The organism is Caballeronia sp. LZ032 (assembly GCF_031451315.1).
Classification (GTDB): domain Bacteria; phylum Pseudomonadota; class Gammaproteobacteria; order Burkholderiales; family Burkholderiaceae; genus Caballeronia.
Genome location: NZ_JARUXP010000001.1, coordinates 197,437 through 212,916, shown reverse-complemented (window position 1 = coordinate 212,916; position 15,480 = coordinate 197,437). Strand labels below are relative to the sequence as shown.

Annotated in this window: 17 protein-coding genes; 5 read left to right on the top strand and 12 right to left on the bottom strand. The window is 64.5% G+C overall.

Features of this window, described 5'->3' with window-relative positions:
- Positions 1-9: 9 nt before the first annotated feature.
- The 3 genes from coxB to QCE69_RS01000 all read right to left on the bottom strand — a co-directional run bounded on the left by coxB (position 10) and on the right by QCE69_RS01000 (position 3,405).
- The gene (gene coxB, locus QCE69_RS01010; protein WP_309807092.1) at positions 10-1,638 is read right to left on the bottom strand and encodes a cytochrome c oxidase subunit II; all 1,629 of its coding nucleotides are present in this window, start codon (positions 1,636-1,638) and stop codon (positions 10-12) included.
- Positions 1,639-1,706: 68 nt separating this feature from the next.
- Complete coding sequence (locus QCE69_RS01005) at positions 1,707-2,180, bottom strand: DUF2244 domain-containing protein (protein ID WP_309919523.1); 474 nt, start codon at positions 2,178-2,180, stop codon at positions 1,707-1,709.
- A gap of 244 nt (positions 2,181-2,424) precedes the next feature.
- Complete coding sequence (locus QCE69_RS01000) at positions 2,425-3,405, bottom strand: methyltransferase domain-containing protein (RefSeq protein ID WP_309928993.1); 981 nt, start codon at positions 3,403-3,405, stop codon at positions 2,425-2,427.
- A 213-nt stretch (positions 3,406-3,618) separates the two neighbouring features.
- Between QCE69_RS01000 and QCE69_RS00995 the strand changes: the two genes are divergently transcribed.
- Together QCE69_RS00995 and trmL are read left to right on the top strand one after the other, a co-directional pair.
- Positions 3,619-4,359, top strand: a complete 741-nt coding sequence (locus tag QCE69_RS00995; protein WP_309928991.1) for a ComF family protein — start codon at positions 3,619-3,621, stop codon at positions 4,357-4,359.
- Positions 4,360-4,380: 21 nt separating this feature from the next.
- A complete protein-coding gene (gene trmL, locus QCE69_RS00990) occupies positions 4,381-4,851 on the top strand; it encodes a tRNA (uridine(34)/cytosine(34)/5-carboxymethylaminomethyluridine(34)-2'-O)-methyltransferase TrmL (RefSeq protein WP_309928989.1) in 471 nt (156 codons plus the stop codon).
- On the opposite strand, the gene QCE69_RS00985 is transcribed toward trmL, so the two are convergent.
- The 5 genes from QCE69_RS00985 to QCE69_RS00965 form a co-directional block, all read right to left on the bottom strand.
- A complete protein-coding gene (locus tag QCE69_RS00985; protein WP_309928986.1) occupies positions 4,824-5,390 on the bottom strand; it encodes an O-acetyl-ADP-ribose deacetylase in 567 nt (188 codons plus the stop codon). The two genes, trmL and QCE69_RS00985, sit on opposite strands and share 28 nt — an antisense overlap.
- A gap of 64 nt (positions 5,391-5,454) precedes the next feature.
- On the bottom strand, positions 5,455-6,453 hold the full coding sequence (locus QCE69_RS00980; RefSeq protein WP_309928984.1) for an NAD(P)H-dependent glycerol-3-phosphate dehydrogenase: 999 nt from the start codon (positions 6,451-6,453) through the stop codon (positions 5,455-5,457).
- Positions 6,454-6,486: 33 nt separating this feature from the next.
- Complete coding sequence (gene secB, locus QCE69_RS00975; RefSeq protein WP_309807086.1) at positions 6,487-6,957, bottom strand: protein-export chaperone SecB; 471 nt, start codon at positions 6,955-6,957, stop codon at positions 6,487-6,489.
- 71 nt (positions 6,958-7,028) lie between these two features.
- Positions 7,029-7,289, bottom strand: a complete 261-nt coding sequence (grxC, locus tag QCE69_RS00970) for a glutaredoxin 3 (RefSeq protein ID WP_309913461.1) — start codon at positions 7,287-7,289, stop codon at positions 7,029-7,031.
- Entirely contained in the window at positions 7,286-7,711 is a 426-nt protein-coding gene (locus QCE69_RS00965; protein WP_309913458.1) for a rhodanese-like domain-containing protein, read from the bottom strand. Before QCE69_RS00965 ends, grxC begins: the two co-directional genes overlap by 4 nt.
- Positions 7,712-7,894: 183 nt before the next feature.
- On the opposite strand from QCE69_RS00965, the gene gpmA reads away from it, so the two are divergent.
- The 3 genes from gpmA to QCE69_RS00950 all read left to right on the top strand — a co-directional run bounded on the left by gpmA (position 7,895) and on the right by QCE69_RS00950 (position 11,458).
- On the top strand, positions 7,895-8,641 hold the full coding sequence (gene gpmA, locus QCE69_RS00960; protein ID WP_309913457.1) for a 2,3-diphosphoglycerate-dependent phosphoglycerate mutase: 747 nt from the start codon (positions 7,895-7,897) through the stop codon (positions 8,639-8,641).
- Positions 8,642-8,967: 326 nt separating this feature from the next.
- Positions 8,968-10,551: a S41 family peptidase gene (locus QCE69_RS00955; RefSeq protein ID WP_309913454.1), complete on the top strand. Its 1,584-nt coding sequence runs from the start codon at positions 8,968-8,970 to the stop codon at positions 10,549-10,551.
- A 148-nt stretch (positions 10,552-10,699) separates the two neighbouring features.
- Complete coding sequence (locus QCE69_RS00950) at positions 10,700-11,458, top strand: molybdopterin-synthase adenylyltransferase MoeB (RefSeq protein WP_309928981.1); 759 nt, start codon at positions 10,700-10,702, stop codon at positions 11,456-11,458.
- Positions 11,459-11,464: 6 nt separating this feature from the next.
- Here the strand turns inward: QCE69_RS00950 and ptsP are convergent, their stop codons facing one another.
- The 4 genes from ptsP to gshB form a co-directional block, all read right to left on the bottom strand.
- The gene (gene ptsP, locus QCE69_RS00945; RefSeq protein WP_309913449.1) at positions 11,465-13,225 is read right to left on the bottom strand and encodes a phosphoenolpyruvate--protein phosphotransferase; all 1,761 of its coding nucleotides are present in this window, start codon (positions 13,223-13,225) and stop codon (positions 11,465-11,467) included.
- 220 nt (positions 13,226-13,445) lie between these two features.
- Positions 13,446-13,715, bottom strand: coding sequence for an HPr family phosphocarrier protein (locus QCE69_RS00940; protein ID WP_008351787.1), 270 nt, complete (start codon positions 13,713-13,715; stop codon positions 13,446-13,448).
- Between the two features lie 36 nt (positions 13,716-13,751).
- Complete coding sequence (locus QCE69_RS00935; RefSeq protein ID WP_309807079.1) at positions 13,752-14,243, bottom strand: PTS sugar transporter subunit IIB; 492 nt, start codon at positions 14,241-14,243, stop codon at positions 13,752-13,754.
- 265 nt (positions 14,244-14,508) lie between these two features.
- A complete protein-coding gene (gshB, locus tag QCE69_RS00930) occupies positions 14,509-15,465 on the bottom strand; it encodes a glutathione synthase (RefSeq protein ID WP_309928977.1) in 957 nt (318 codons plus the stop codon).
- Positions 15,466-15,480 lie beyond the last annotated feature (15 nt).

The following is a 15,480-nucleotide window of genomic DNA, read 5'->3' as shown; positions in this document are numbered from 1 at the left end:
CCAGGCACGTCAAGCAGCCGGACTGATTTCAACGCGACGGGCTTCCTTGTTGTCGGCGCCCCCCGTGATGGTTTCCGGTTTCTTCAACACGATACGGTCTTCCGCTACGCCCGCTGCCTTCAGCGCATCGCGCACGGCTTGCGCGCGGCGCTTGGCGAGGTCGGCGTTCAGGTCGGCGCCGCCGGTGGCATCGGTGAAGCCGGACAACGCGATCTTCGCGTCCGGATGCGCCTTGGCGTAGGCCGCTGCGGCGTCGACCGCGTTTTTCGCGTCGGCGGGCAGAGTGTCCTTGCCCGTCTCGAAATAGATGCTCGCGGGCAGGCCGGCGGCCTGCGTCGCGCTGCCGGCTTCCGCGCCCGATGCCGCCGGGGCGCTCGCTTCGGCCGCGGCGGGCGCGGCGCTCGCTGCTTCCGGAGCGGATGCCGATGCCGCCGCTGCCGTGCCGCCGCCCTCGGGCATCTTGCCGGCCTTGGCGTCGATGACCTGCTTCGGTTGCAGCACGTCGCCGGTGTGGTTGCTCCAGCTATTGCGTTCGAAGGTCACGACCGAGGCGATCTCGACGTCGTTCAGCACGCCCTGCCACGAAGGCATCGCGCCCTTGCCGTGCAGCACGAGATTCAGGTGCTCGGCGATCGAACCGTTCGCGATTTTCGAGCCGTCGAGCGCCGGGAACTGGCCCGCGCCCTTGCCGGTCGGCTGGTGGCAGACCGCGCAGTTCGACGTGTAGACCTGCTGGCCGCGCGCCATCAGCTCATCCTTCGTGTAGGTCTTGAGCGGATCGTCCTGGCCTGCGGCCATCTTCTTCTTCTGGCCGTCGACCCACTTCGCGTAGTCGTCGGTGGACAGCACTTCCACCACCACCGGCATGTACGCGTGCTCCTTGCCGCACAACTCCGTACAGAAGCCGCGGTAGGTGCCGACCTTCTCCGCCTTGAACCACGTGTCGCGCACGAAGCCGGGGATCGCGTCCTGCTTCACGCCGAAGGCCGGGACATACCACGAGTGCACGACGTCGTTCGCCGTGGTGATGATGCGGATCTTCTTGTCGACCGGCACGACCAGCGGGTTGTCGACTTCCTGCAGATACAGCGTGGAGATAGGCTTCTGGCCATTGGTCTCGCTGCGCGGCGTGGACAGGGTGGAGAGGAAGCTGATGCCTTCGCCCGGACCCTTCACGTAGTCATAGCCCCACTTCCATTGATAGCCGGTGACCTTCACGGTGAGGTCGGCGTTGGAGGTGTCCTTCATCGCGACGACCGCCTTGGTGGCGGGCAGCGCCATCAGGATCACGATGATGAACGGCGCGATGGTCCAGATGATTTCGACCGTGGTGCTTTCGTGGAAATTGGCGGGCTTGAAGCCCTTCGACTTGCGATGCACGAACATCGAATAGAACATCACCCCGAACACGCCAACGAAGATGACGGTGCAGATGATGAGCATGAAGATATGGAGGCCGTAGAGCTCCTCGGCGATCTTCGTCACGGGCGGCTGAAAGTTGATCTCGTTGACAGCGGGACCGCCTGGACTGTTTTCGACCGCCAGGGCTGCGCCGGCGGAAAGCAGTGCGCCTGCCGCCAGCACGCCCGAGAGGGCTCGCTTGATTGTTTTCATAGCATCCTTACCCAAATTTTCCATTCAAACCCTCGACCCCCGTGGCATCAAGCATCGGCCGGCTCCTCTCGCAGGCGCGCATCAGAGACATCTCAAAGACATCTCAGCGAGGCCCGCAGCTCGGCAGCAAAGTGTTGGCGACGATGCTGTGCAAGGTGTTGTCCGATTTTCACCGATTGACCGCGCGAGGTGATCGTGAGCGGTTCCCTCGGTGTCGCGCCCGCTTCGACCCGCACCCAACGCGGATTGAACTCGAACTGCGTCAGCTCTTCGGCGTTCATCTGCTCGATCAACAACCGGTTTTGATACAGCCGGATTCGCTCGTAGTCCACCGCATGACGCGCGTAAATCACGAACGCAATGCCTGTGACCGTCAGTTCGATTCCGGTGAACGGCAGCACCAGCCAGGCGCCATTCAGGAACAGCGGCGTTGCGATTGCCAGCGAAAACAACGCAAGCGACAGATAGAAGCCCACGAACTGACGCGGCGATACCGAACAGTTGCGCTTCATGAGCCAGTCCTTGATGACCGGCTCGGTATCCGTCAGCGTCTGGCTGGCTTGCATCGCTGCCTCCATCAATCCGCACGCAATCGCATACTTTTGCTCGGATTTCGCCCAAAATTGTGTCAGCCCGGGCGACAAACTGACGCATTATAGGCGTCTTGAGGGGCATCCACAAGCAAGGGTCGTAACGCTGGAAAGCCAAGCGCCACAAGCTTCTGCGCCCTTTTGACGCACCTTTTTGCGCAGCTTTTCCACGCAAATTTCAGACATAACCTGAGCCCTATTTACGGCTCGGCGCTTCTCCCTACAACTTCCTTTTCGGTCCTCGCCCGACATCCTCGAGCCGCACAATGCCGTGTCCTTCCGCCGTGGTGCGCGGCACGGCCTTCCATGCGTGGCCGTAGATCACCTCGAAGGTCAGCGGAATGGTGCCGTCGTCGCGGCGCAGCGCCTCCAGCGCCTGATGCACCGCACCGCACACGGCTTGCGGATCCGCGCGGCCCGCCGCGTAAACCCGGACGAACGGATACGCGCCCCACCGTGTCACATCGGCCAACAGGGATTCAGGGGACTTGTAGGTAATGGTCAGGACTTCCTGATCCATCACCGGAATTTCGAAGCCGCTCTCCACGAGCATGTCGCCGAGATCATGCATGTCGACGAAATCGATCGTGTGCGGCACAGGCGCGAGACCCAGCGTGCGCTCGGCTTCGCGGTACGCGGCTCGCAGCTCGCGCAGCGTGTCGGGGCCGAACGTGCTGAACATCAGCAGGCCGTTCACCTTCAGCACGCGCTGCCATTCCGGAAACACGAGATCCGGGCGCGCGTGCCAGTGCAGCGCGAGATTCGACCAGAGCAATTCGAATGCGCCCGATGCGAACGGCAACTCGGAGAAATCGGCTTGAGCGAGTTGCGGGCCGCGCGCGCCGAGCGCCTTGGCGAGTGTCGCGGGGAGGAAACGGCGCCAGCCTGCGCCGGCATCGCCATCGGCGGCCTCGGCGGCGTGCGCGCGTGCGAGCATTGCAGACGAAAGATCGACACCTGTCACCGAAGCTTCGGCGAAGCGTTCCCGCAGACCGGGCAGATCGGCGCCCATGCCGCACGCCGCGTCGAGTACGCGCAGCGGGGCGACCTTGATGTAGTCGAGCCGCTCGCGCATCCGTCCGGCGATCTCGCGCGGCAGGAATGCGACCTCGTCGAAGGCAGCGGCGCGGTCGTCGAAGATCGCGCGCAAACGGCGCGAATCATAGGCCGGACGGCTGGTTTCGGAGGAGGTTGGGGACATGTCGATCTATTTGCGAAGAGTGCGAAGTATACTCGGTCGTCTCTAAAACGACCCATGCGAAGTGCTGATACGAGGCATAAAGGCCGCGAGACGCATGACGAGTGCGTGCAAGCAGCCGGGTCGAGCCATCATTTTTCCGGGCAAGCGGCCTTGAACGCCAACACGATTCGTCCCTCGTCTCAATCGCCTCGTTCGCCGGCTGTCAGTGGCTTTATGCGCCTGCGCGCATTCGGCACAGCGTTGAAGCGCCTCGTCTCGGCTGCGCTGCCGGGTCAGTGCGCACTATGCGGCAATTTGTCGCAAAGCCTGCTGTGCCCGGGATGCGATGCGCAAGTCTGGAACGAGCCGCGGATGCGCTGCGCCACGTGCGCCCTGCCGCTGACCGTGTTTCAGCTCCGCCGCCGCGGCGACGATGCACGATGTCATTGCGGCGCGTGTCTCGACAAACCGCCTTCCTTCAACGATACGCTCGCGCTCGCCGACTATCGCGCGCCGCTCGATACGCTGACCGTCGGACTCAAGTTTCGCGGCCAGCTCGCGGCGGCCCCGGCATTCGCGCGGCATCTGCATGGCGCGTTCGAGGACAGCGGCCTGCCCCGGCCGGACGTGATCGTTGCGGTGCCATTGTCGCGCAAGCGGCTCGTCGAACGGGGCTACAACCAGGCTTGGGCGATCGCGCGTCCGCTCGGGCGCCTGATGGGCGTGCAAAGCGATGCAGCGCTCGTGCTGCGCAACCGGCACACGCCGGCGCAGTCGCGGCTCGATCAGGAGACACGCCGCCGCAATGTCGCCGAGGCGTTTTCGGTTTCGCGAGCGGTGCGCGGCCTGCACGTCGGCGTGGTGGATGACGTGATGACCTCGGGCGCGACGCTCGACGCGCTCGCCCACACGCTCAAGCGAGCCGGCGCGCGCCGCGTCACCAACTTCGTGGCGCTGCGCACGCCGCAGGATTAACCATTTCATCTTCAGACAGTCATGTTCAACGTCGTACTCGTCGAACCCGAAATCCCGCCGAACACCGGCAATGTGATCCGCCTGTGCGCCAACACCGGGGCGCGGCTGCATCTGATCGAGCCGCTCGGTTTTCCGCTCGACGACACCAAGATGCGTCGCGCCGGCCTCGACTATCACGAGTACGCCGAGATGAACGTGCATGCCAGTTGGGACGCGTTCATCGGGAAGGAAGCGCCGGATGCGGCGCGCATGTTCGCGTTCACGACGCGCGGCTCGACGCCGTTCTTCGATCACGCGTTCAGACCCGGCGACTGGTTCGTGTTCGGCGCCGAAACGCGCGGACTCGCGCCTGCGCTGCTCGAACGCTTTCCGAACGGACAGCGCGTGCGCCTGCCGATGCGACCCGGCAACCGCAGCCTGAACCTGTCGAATACGGTGGCGATCGTGACGTTCGAGGCCTGGCGTCAGGCCGGTTTCGAAGGCGGTGCCTGAAGGTCGGGTTCGGACCGGAGTTGGGAATGGAGTGCGGCCTGGAGTTCAGCCTGATAGCGCGTGAGCATGTCGTCCTGGAAGCAGGCGAAGATCACGTGCTTGATGCCAGGCGCGGCGGGCAGGGTTTGAATGACCGTGCGCACGGCAATCGGCACGGCTTGTTCGACGGGAAAGTGATAGATGCCGCAACTGATGGCCGGGAACGCGATCGACTCGCAGCCGGCTTTAGCCGCCAGTTCGAGCGAGCGCCGGTAACAGCTTGCAAGCAGTTCGGGCTCGTTCTTGTTGCCGCCGCTCCAGCGCGGCCCGACGGCGTGAATCACGTGTTTCGCCGGCAGGTCGTAGCCCGCGGTGAGCTTCGCGTCGCCGGTTTCGCAGCCGCCGAGCGTTTCGCATTCGCGCAGCAGATTCTTCCCCGCCTTGCGATGAATCGCACCGTCGACACCGCCGCCGCCCAGCAGCGACTTGTTCGCCGCGTTGACGATGGCATCGACTTGCAGCGTCGTGATGTCGACCTTTCGGGCTTCGAGCTGGGCCATGGCGCGCCTCCGGTTCGTGGACTTCAGCGACTCTGACGACGCGCCTGTCCGGTCCTGCGCGGACCTATTCCGCCTTCGCGTCCCGATTGAGCAGCGCCTGCACGGCATCGCGGGGCGCTACCTGCTCGAAGAGCACACGGCATACCGCCTGCGTGATCGGCATCTCGATGCCGCGCGACTGCGCGAGCGCCAGAACAGCGCGTGCGCAACGCACGCCTTCCGCGACGTGGCCGAGCGCCGTGAGAATCTCGTCGAGCGTGCGGCCGCTCGCCAGCTGCACGCCGACGGTACGGTTGCGCGACAGGTCGCCCGTTGCGGTGAGGATCAGGTCGCCCAAACCGGTCAGGCCCGTGAAGGTCTCCGCCCGCCCGCCGAGCGCGACGCCCAGACGTGACATCTCGGCCAGCCCGCGCGTGATCAGCGCGGCGCGCGCGTTCAAGCCGAGACCGAGGCCGTCGGAAATGCCGGTGGCGATGGCAAGCACGTTCTTCACCGCGCCGCCGACTTCCACGCCGATGACATCGTCGCCGGTATAGATGCGCATGGCGCCGTGATGAAACGCCGAAACCGTGCGCGCGGCCAGTTCCGCCGATGCGCTCGCGACCGTCAGCGCGACCGGCAGGCCCTGCCCCACTTCGCGCGCGAAGCTCGGGCCGGACAGCGTGCCGTTGCTCCTGTGCCCGGGCAGTTCGGCCGCGACGACTTCATTGGGCAGGCACTGCGTGTCGGCCTCGAAGCCCTTGCAGAGCCACACGACATGCGCCGGAACGATGCCTTCCCGATGCATGGCGCGGCACAACTGGCGCAGCCCCGCGACCGGCGCGGCGACGACGCAGAGCGCGTCATCCGCGCACGCGTGCCGCAGCGCGGCGGCGAGGTCCGTCTCGAACGCCAGCGACGGCGGCAAGCGCACGCCAGCCAGATAGCGCGTGTTTTCGTGCGTGCGGGAGAGTGATTCGATGAGCGCGGCGTCGCGCGCCCACAAGGTCGTGTCGTGCCGCTCCGCGAGGTGGCCCGCCAATGCGGTGCCCCACGCGCCGGCGCCAAGAACGGCTACTTGCATTGCCCGGCTCCGGTCGGCAGAAGTCGCGGGAATTTAATGCGTGGCGCCGTTCGCCGCGCCTTCCTGCGCCGTGGCGAGCTGGGCCATGCGTTGCTCGTACAGCGCCTGGAAGTTGATTTCCGCGAGGTGAATGGGGGGAAAACCGGCGCGCGTGATGGCGTCGGCGATATTCGAACGCAGGTACGGGAACAGGATGGTGGGGCACGCAATGCCGACGAGCGGGTCGATCTGTTCAGCCGGAATGTTGCGGATGTCGAAGATGCCTGCCTGCTTCGCTTCGATCAGGAACGCCACCTTGCTCGTGACCTTGGCCGTGACGGTGCCCGTCACCAGCACTTCGAACACGCTTTCCGCGAGACGGTCGGCCTTCACGTCGACTTCGACTTCCACCGAGGGCATTTCCTGCTCGAGGAAGATGGCCGGCGAATTCGGCTGCTCGAGCGACATGTCCTTCAGATAGATGCGCTGGATGTTGAAAAACGGCTGGTTGTTCTCGTCGGACATAGTGATTTCCTAGGTGATTCGGTATGGACGCGCGGTGTCAGGATGGCCCGCGCGCCGGAATGCGAGCTGCTTCAGGCCGATTCGAGCAGCGGCACGAGGCCGCCCTGGCGGTCGAGCGCGGAAAGGTCGTCGTAGCCGCCGACGTGCGTTTCGCCGATATACACCTGCGGCACGGTGCGACGGCCGGTGCGCGTCATCATTTCCTCGCGGCGGCCGGGTTCACGGTCGATCAGGATCTTCTCGATGGCTTCGACCCCGCGGGACTTTAAAAGACGTTCGGCCATCTGGCAATACGGGCACACGACGGTGCTGTACATGACGACTTTCTTCACTTCGCTGCTCCTTGTTTCACCACCGGCATGCCGGCTTTCTGCCAGGCATCGACGCCGCCTTCCAGGACATGGACTTCGGCGTAGCCTGCTTCGGACACGCTGCGGCTCGCACGTTGCGATTGTTGACCAGTCTGGCAGACGAGCACGACCGGATTACTCTTATTCTTTGCGATCTGGCCAATTTTTGCTTGGAGCTCGGACACTTCGAGATTGCGCGCGGACGGCAGGTGGCCGTTGGCGAATTCCGCGGCCGGCCGCAGGTCGACTACGACGGCATTGCGGCGGTTGATCAGCGTGGTGGCCTCGGCGGCGGAAATGCCGCCCCGGCCGCGCCGCATGATGGCCGGCCACAGGAGCAGCGCGCCGGACACGAGCGCGATGACGATGAGTGCGATGTTCTGGTATTCAGTGAAAAACTTCACGTCGAGGGCCGCCGAAATTGAGTGAAAAAGGGAGAAACAGAAATGAGGGCAATCGGCGCATTATAAAATAACCGTTTCCCGCGATGGCCTCTGCCATTCGGCCAATGGCGCCGCGACGCGCGCGCAGGCAGGATGACGGGGTGCGATCGGCGCACCCGCTTTTCCAACTGACCGACCGAAATCATGTACAAGCTAGTGCTCATCCGCCACGGCGAATCGACGTGGAACAAGGAAAACCGCTTTACCGGCTGGGTCGACGTCGACCTGACCGAGCAGGGCAACCGCGAAGCCCGCCAGGCCGGCGTGCTGCTGAAGGAAGCAGGCTATGCGTTCGACATTGCCTACACCTCGGTTCTGAAGCGCGCCATCCGCACGCTGTGGCACGTGCAGGACGAAATGGACCAGATGTATATCCCGGTCGTGCACTCGTGGCGCCTGAACGAACGCCACTACGGCGCGCTCGCGGGCCTCAACAAGGCCGAGACCGCGAAGAAATACGGCGACGATCAGGTCCTCGTCTGGCGCCGCAGCTACGACACCCCGCCGCCCGCGCTGGAGCCGTCGGACGAGCGCGCGTCGTTCAACGATCCGCGCTACGCCAAGGTGCCGCGCGAGCAACTGCCGCTCACCGAATGCCTGAAGGACACGGTTGCGCGCGTCCTGCCCATCTGGAACGAATCCATTGCGCCGGCCATCAAGTCGGGCAAGCAGGTCGTGATCTCGGCGCACGGCAATTCCATTCGCGCACTGGTCAAGTATCTCGACAACGTTTCGGATCAGGACATCGTCGGGCTGAACATTCCGAACGGCGTGCCGCTCGTCTATGAACTGGACAGCGAACTGAAGCCCATCAAGCATTACTACCTGGGCGATCCGGAAGCCATCGCCGCCGCGCAGGCAGCCGTCGCCAAGCAGGGCAAGGCAGGCTGACGCGCACGGGGTTCGCCGGCAATCCCGGCTTCGGCCGGGCGCTCGCGAACTGGCCTGCGCGTCGCGCTTATCTCACGCATCGCACGCGTCGCGCGCATCGCGCAGGCAGAGGCACTTTCGCGAGGGGCGCGCCCCTTCCCGCACATGACGCCCCGCTGACGCCTCGCGGGCCGCATCGACAGCAACGTCCATGACCGGGCTCATCCCCTGCTGGTGGGCATGCGAGCCCCGGGCATTTAAGTTGCGATTAAGTCGCCATTTGAGACGAGCAGGTATACTGGCCCGTCACCACGATGCAGCCCATCCGATTCCGACCGCACCCCTCTATGCGAAAGAACCTGAAAAACTTCAGCCTGGTCGCCGTTGGCGTTGCTGCCGGCGCACTGGCAACCCTGCAGATCTCTGCCTTCGCGCAACAAGCCGCATCGTCGCCTCTGCCGCTCGACCAGCTGAGGCTCTTCGCCGAAGTCTTCGGTCAGATCAAGCACGAATACGTCGAACCCGTCGATGACAAGAAGCTCCTCACCGCCGCCATCAAGGGCATGGTGTCGAGCCTCGACCCGCACTCGTCCTACCTCGACAAGACCGACTACGAGGAACTCCAGGAACAGACCAAGGGCCGCTTCGCCGGGCTGGGCATCGAGATCTCGTCGGAAGACGGGCTCATCAAGGTCATCTCGCCCATCGAAGACACGCCCGCGTTCCGCGCCGGCATCCGTCCGGGCGACCTGATCACGCGCATCAACGACAAGCCCGTGCGCGGCATGACGCTCGACAAGGCCGTCAAGCAGATGCGCGGCGAGCCGGGCACCAAGGTCACGCTGACCATCTTCCGCAAGAGCGACGACCGCACCTTCCCGCTCACCGTCACGCGCGCCGTGATCCGCGTGCAGTCGGTGAAGATGAAGATCCCCGAGCCGGGTTATGGCTATATCCGCATCACGAGCTTCCAGGAACGCACGGTGCCGGACCTCGCCGCGAAGCTGCAAGACCTCGCGCGCCAGCAACCGAACCTGAAGGGCCTCGTGCTCGACCTGCGCAACAACGGCGGCGGTCTGCTGCAGAGCGCGGTCGGCGTCGCGGGCGCGTTCCTGCCGGACAACTCCGTGGTCGTCTCCACGAATGGCCAGATCGCGGACGCGAAGCAGACCTTCCGCGACACCTATGACAACTACCGTCTGCCGTCCTTCGATTCCGACCCGTTGAAGAACGTGCCGGAAATCTTCAAGAAGGTGCCGATGGTCGTGCTGACCAACGCCTACTCGGCGTCGGCGTCGGAGATCGTCGCGGGCGCGCTGCAGGATCATCATCGCGCGCTGATCGTCGGCAAGACCACGTTCGGCAAGGGCTCGGTGCAGACCGTGCGCCCGATGACCGCGGACACCGCGCTGCGTCTCACCACGGCGTACTACTACACGCCGAGCGGCAAGTCGATCCAGAACCAGGGCGTGCGTCCTGACGTGCCGGTCGACCAGTACGCGGACGGCGATCCGGACGACGCGCTCGTCACGCGCGAAGTGGATTACTCGAACCACCTCGCGAACACGCAGGATCCGAACGAGAAGAAGGAGCAGGAGCAACGCGAGGCGGACCGTCTCGAGCAACTGCGCATTCTCGAAGAGCAGAACGACAAGAAGACCCCCGAACAGCGTCGCAAGGATCGCGAGCGCAAGCCGGTCGAGTTCGGCAGCTCGGACGACTTCATGCTGCAACAGGCTCTGAACAAGCTGGAAGGCAAGACGGTGGTCGAGTCGAAGTCGTATAGCGAACGCAAGCTCGCGCAGAACAAGCCGGGACGTTCGGCTTCGGCGCCGGTCGTCGCACCGCCGGCACTGCCGGCCACGCCGGGCTCCGCGCCGGCGTCGGGTGCACAGCCTGCCTCTTCGCCGACCGCACAGCAGTCGAAGTAAGCGAGTCAGCGTCGTACACGAAGGGCTTCGCGGCATCGCGCCGCGAAGCCCTTCGTCTTTGGTGCGCTTAAAATATTCGCTTCCAGCGCGCCGTTCTCACCGGCGTTCCCTTCGCGGCACTCACAGCGCATTCCACGGCGCGAGCTCGATGAACGACGATCAACTCCTCCGCTATTCCCGCCATATTCTTGTCGATGAGATCGGCATCGAGGCGCAGCAGCGCTTCCTCGATGCGCATGCGCTCATCGTCGGCGCGGGCGGTCTGGGCGCGCCCGCGGCGATGTATCTGGCGGCGGCGGGCGTCGGCAGGATCACGCTGGTGGACGCCGATACCGTCGATCTCACCAACCTGCAACGGCAGATCGTGCATATGACGCGATCGGTCGGAACGCCCAAGGTGGCATCGGCACGTGAGACGCTGAACGCGCTGAATCCGGAGGTGAATGTCATCGCGGTGAACGCGCGCGCCGACGCTGCGTGGCTCGCGCTCAATGTGCCCGGCGCCTCGGTCGTGCTCGATTGCAGCGACAACTTCGCCACGCGCCACGCCATCAACGCAGCCTGCTTCGAGCACAAGGTGCCGCTCGTGTCGGGCGCGGCGCTGCGTTTCGACGGCCAGATCAGCACCTTCGATCTGCGCTCGCCCGACTCGCCCTGCTATGCGTGTGTGTTTCCGCCGGACCAGGCGTTCGAGGAAGTTGCCTGCTCGACGATGGGCGTGTTCGCGCCGACGGTCGGCATCATCGGCGCGATGCAGGCGGCGGAAGCGTTGCGCGTGATCGGCGGCTTTGGCGAAACGCTCGCGGGCCGGCTGATGATGCTCGACTCGCTGCGCATGGAATGGAACACGATGAAGATCGCGCGGCAGCCGGACTGTCCGGTCTGCGGCGCGCATTCCAAGGGTTGAAGAACTTCAGACCTTCTGCAGCACGTTGAGCGCGGCCAGCAGTTCATTGGGCTCATAGGCCGCGAGCACGTCCGCGACCGGCTTGTCGAACGCCTTCAGGTTCGAGCGCAGAATCTCCTGCTTCACCACGAGCAACTGGCTCGGATGCATCGAGAACTCGGTCAGCCCGAGTCCGAGCAGCAGCCGCGTGACCGACGGATCGCCGGCCATTTCCCCGCACACCGACACCGGCACGCCCGCGCGCTTCGCCTCGCGCAAGGTGAACGCGATCAGATTCAGCACCGCCGGATGCAGCGGATCGTACAGATGCGCGACGGCATTGTCCGCGCGATCGATCGCGAGCGTGTACTGGATCAAATCGTTCGTGCCGATCGACAGAAAATCCAGCCGGCTCAGGAACAGCCGCACGGCAATGGCCGCGGCGGGAATCTCGATCATCGCGCCGACCTGCACCTGACGGTCGTAGCCGATGCCCGCGTCATCGAGCTGGCGCTTGGCCTCGCGGATCAGGTCCAGCGTCTGGTCGATTTCCTGCGCGTGCGCGAGCATCGGAATCAGGATCTTGGTCGGGCCGAACGCGGACGCACGCAGGATCGCGCGCAACTGCGTCATGAACATCTGCGGCTCGGACAGGCTCCAGCGGATCGCGCGCAAGCCGAGCGCCGGGTTCGGCGCGGTTTCGTAGCCGTCGCCGCCGCTCATCGAATCGAGCGGCTTGTCGGCGCCGACGTCGATCGTGCGGATCGTCACGGGCTTGCCGTTCATCAGCTCGACCGCGCGCTTGTACGCCTCGAACTGTTCCTCTTCTTCCGGCAGCCGGTTCTTGTGATTCATGAAGAGGAACTCGGTGCGGAACAGGCCGACGCCCATCGCGCCCGCCTCCACGGCGACCTTCGCGTCCTCCGGCAATTCGATGTTCGCGCACAGCTCGATCTTCGTGCCGCACAGCGTCTGGGTCGGCGAGAACTTGAGGCGCTGGAGCTTGCGCTGTTCGAGCTGCTTTTCGCTCTGGCGGTAGGAATATTCTTCGAGGACGATCGGCGCCGGATCGACGATCACGATGCCATGGTCGCCGTCGACGATGATCAAATCGTTCTGACGGATCAGCACGCTCGCCTGCTGCACGCCGACCGACGCCGGGATGCCCAGGCTGCGCGCGACGATGGCCGTGTGCGACGTGCGGCCGCCGAGATCCGTCACGAAGCCCTTGAACGCCTGCGTCTTGAACTGGAGCATGTCGGCCGGCGCGATATCATGCGCGACGACGATCATTTCGTTGTGACCGTTGCTCGCGGCCGTATGCACGACCAGCGAAGCAGCGGTGGGCGCGCCGGCCAGCGCCTTCAGCAGCCGTTCGACCACCTGCTCGATGTCCGCCTTGCGTTCACGCAGATACTCGTCTTCGATGTCGTCGAAATAGCCGCCAAGGATATCCAGTTGTTCGGTCAGCGCCCACTCGACGTTATAGCGGCGCGTACGAATGAGGTCGATGGTTTCCTGCACGAGCATGGCGTCGTTCAGGATCATGGTATGGACATCGATGAAGGCGCCCATTTCGCTGGGCGCATCGGCGGCGAGGTCGCTGCGCAGTTCCGCGAGTTCCGCGACGACAGCGGCCTGCGCCGCAAGAAACCGGGCGATTTCCGCGTCGATTTGATCGGGGTCGATCAGGTAATGCGCCACGTCGAGCGCCGCCGGCGCGATCAGATAGGCGCGTCCGATGGCAATGCCGCGCGAGACGGGAATTCCATGCAGCGTGAACGACACGCGCACCTCCTCTAGTTGTGATGTCGCAGCCCCTCGGGCGCCCCTCGGTGGGCGCCAGCCGCTCGCTCATTATAAATTCGAATCCGCTGTCCAGTCCCGGAACAGCGGGTCGCAGCAAGGCCGGCACGGTTGCGCCGCCGTTGCTGCAAACGGCGCACATGCAAAAAAGCCGCGTCGGTGCGCGGCTTGTTCGGCTAGTTCCATGACGGGTGACAGCGTGTTACTGGCCTTCCCCGAATTTGTCCGCGATCAGCGCCAGGATGGCCTGCATGGCTTCGGCTTCGTCGGCGCCTTCGGTCTCGATGGTGACCGTGCTGCCGATCCCCGCCGCCAGCATCATCACGCCCATGATGCTCTTGGCATTGATCCGGCGGCCGTTCCGGCTCATCCAGATCTCGCATTGAAAGTTGCCCGCCAGTTGCGTGAGCTTCGCCGAAGCACGTGCGTGGAGACCCAGCTTGTTCACGATTGTTGTTTCTTGTTGCAGCATGATGCTCCGAACGCTAGGTGGAAAAAGTGAGCGGCGTCAGTGGCTGGCGGCGGCCTTGGCGTTCTCGAGATCGGCGCTCGCGGAACAGGCCGGATCGGGCGAACCGGCGGCTTTCGCGGCGAGCGCGCAGGGGTTCATCGGCGTGGATGCGTCCAGCTCCTGGATGCCCTTGGAGCCGCCCTGGAGAATTTTTTCAGTGAGCGTGTCGAGCGGCGTGGCGCGGTAGCAGACGGCGCGCACGAGCATCGGCAGGTTGCAGCCGGCGAGCACGCGCACGTCGGAATCATGCAGGCTGGCGGCGATGTTCGCCGGCGTCGCGCCAAACACGTCGGTCAGCACGATCGCGCCATTGTCTTCCTTCAGACGATCGATCTCCGATCGCGCGAACGCCCGCACCTCGACCGGATCGCAGTCCGGCGTGACATCGATGACGCCGATGCGCGCGGGCAAGCCACCATAGATATGAGCAATACACTCGCGTAGCGCGGTGGCGAAAGGAGCGTGCGCGATGATCAGAATGCCAGCCATGTCAGGAATGCAATCTCAGCAAAAATCAGACGGAATCGTCAGAGTTCGCTCGAAAGCGCGCGAGCGGCGCGGCCATGCAAAGAAGATGGGCGCGGAACGATGGAAATCAAATAGATGCAATCCACGCGCCCGTTGCTTTCGATACTGTTACTCCACCCTGTGCTTGCCAGCTTAAGGCAGCTTTAAAGCGCAGGGGAACCAATTGTAACAGTCTCTCCCGACTCGGTTCTGGCGCTGCTCACCCGCTTCAACGCGGGTATCCCGCTCAGTGAACCGCGCGCTCCAGCGCGTCGATGAACATGCCCGCGACGTCGAAGCCCGTCTGATCCATGATTTCGCGGAAGCACGTGGGGCTCGTGACATTGACCTCGGTGAGATAGTCACCGATGGCGTCCAGGCCCGCGAGCAACAGGCCGCGTTCCTGCAGCACCGGCCCGAGCATTTCCGCGATTTCGCGATCGCGCGCCGACAGCGGCTGCGCGCGGCCGAGCCCGCCCGCCGCCAGATTGCCGCGCACTTCGCTGCCCTGCGGAATGCGCGCGAGCGAGTAAGGAACCGGCTGGCCGCCGATCACCAGAATGCGCTTGTCGCCGTCCTTGATCTCGGGAATGAAGCGCTGCGCCATTACCGTGCGCGCGCCGTCCTCCGACAGCATCTCGACGATCGACCCGAGATTCATGCCATCCGCCTTCACGCGGAACACGCCCATGCCGCCCATGCCGTCGAGCGGTTTCAGGATGACGTCGCCATGCTCGGCGTGAAACGCGCGCAGCCGTGCGGCGTCGCGGGTGACGAGCGTCGGCGTGACGAACTGGGGCCATTCCGCGATGGCGAGTTTCTCCGAGTGATCGCGAATCGCCTGGGGCTTGTTGAAGACGCGCGCGCCGCTACGCTCGGCGATCTCCAGCAGCCACGTGGCGTTCACGTACTCCATGTCGAAGGGCGGATCCTTGCGCATCAGCACGGCATCGAAATGCGTGAGCGCGAGATGCTCGGCCTGTTCGGCCGCGAACCACGGCCAGCGGTCGCTGTTCGCCTCGTCGCCGACGATCGCAATGCGCCGCACGCCCGCCTCGACCTTCGTGCCGGTCCACGCAAGATGCTGCGGCTCGCACGCGTACAGCACGTGGCCGCGCCGCGCGGCTTCGGCCATCATCGCGTAGGTCGTGTCCTTGTAGATCTTGAAGCGGTCGAGCGGGTCGGCGATAAAGAGAATGTTCATGACGATTTGCGGGTT

Excerpts from the sequence above, each read along its gene's own strand:
- QCE69_RS01005 (WP_309919523.1), bottom strand. The coding sequence starts at position 2,180 with ATGCAAGCCAGCCAGACGCTGACGGATACCGAGCCGGTCATCAAGGAC.
- trmL (WP_309928989.1), top strand. The coding sequence starts at position 4,381 with ATGTTCAACGTCGTACTCGTCGAACCCGAAATCCCGCCGAACACCGGC.
- QCE69_RS00995 (WP_309928991.1), top strand. The coding sequence starts at position 3,619 with ATGCGCCTGCGCGCATTCGGCACAGCGTTGAAGCGCCTCGTCTCGGCT.
- gshB (WP_309928977.1), bottom strand. The coding sequence starts at position 15,465 with ATGAACATTCTCTTTATCGCCGACCCGCTCGACCGCTTCAAGATCTAC.
- QCE69_RS00950 (WP_309928981.1), top strand. The coding sequence starts at position 10,700 with ATGAACGACGATCAACTCCTCCGCTATTCCCGCCATATTCTTGTCGAT.
- QCE69_RS01000 (WP_309928993.1), bottom strand. The coding sequence starts at position 3,405 with ATGTCCCCAACCTCCTCCGAAACCAGCCGTCCGGCCTATGATTCGCGC.
- QCE69_RS00985 (WP_309928986.1), bottom strand. The coding sequence starts at position 5,390 with ATGGCCCAGCTCGAAGCCCGAAAGGTCGACATCACGACGCTGCAAGTC.
- QCE69_RS00980 (WP_309928984.1), bottom strand. The coding sequence starts at position 6,453 with ATGCAAGTAGCCGTTCTTGGCGCCGGCGCGTGGGGCACCGCATTGGCG.
- secB (WP_309807086.1), bottom strand. The coding sequence starts at position 6,957 with ATGTCCGACGAGAACAACCAGCCGTTTTTCAACATCCAGCGCATCTAT.
- QCE69_RS00940 (WP_008351787.1), bottom strand. The coding sequence starts at position 13,715 with ATGCTGCAACAAGAAACAACAATCGTGAACAAGCTGGGTCTCCACGCA.
- gpmA (WP_309913457.1), top strand. The coding sequence starts at position 7,895 with ATGTACAAGCTAGTGCTCATCCGCCACGGCGAATCGACGTGGAACAAG.
- QCE69_RS00955 (WP_309913454.1), top strand. The coding sequence starts at position 8,968 with ATGCGAAAGAACCTGAAAAACTTCAGCCTGGTCGCCGTTGGCGTTGCT.
- coxB (WP_309807092.1), bottom strand. The coding sequence starts at position 1,638 with ATGGAAAATTTGGGTAAGGATGCTATGAAAACAATCAAGCGAGCCCTC.
- QCE69_RS00935 (WP_309807079.1), bottom strand. The coding sequence starts at position 14,243 with ATGGCTGGCATTCTGATCATCGCGCACGCTCCTTTCGCCACCGCGCTA.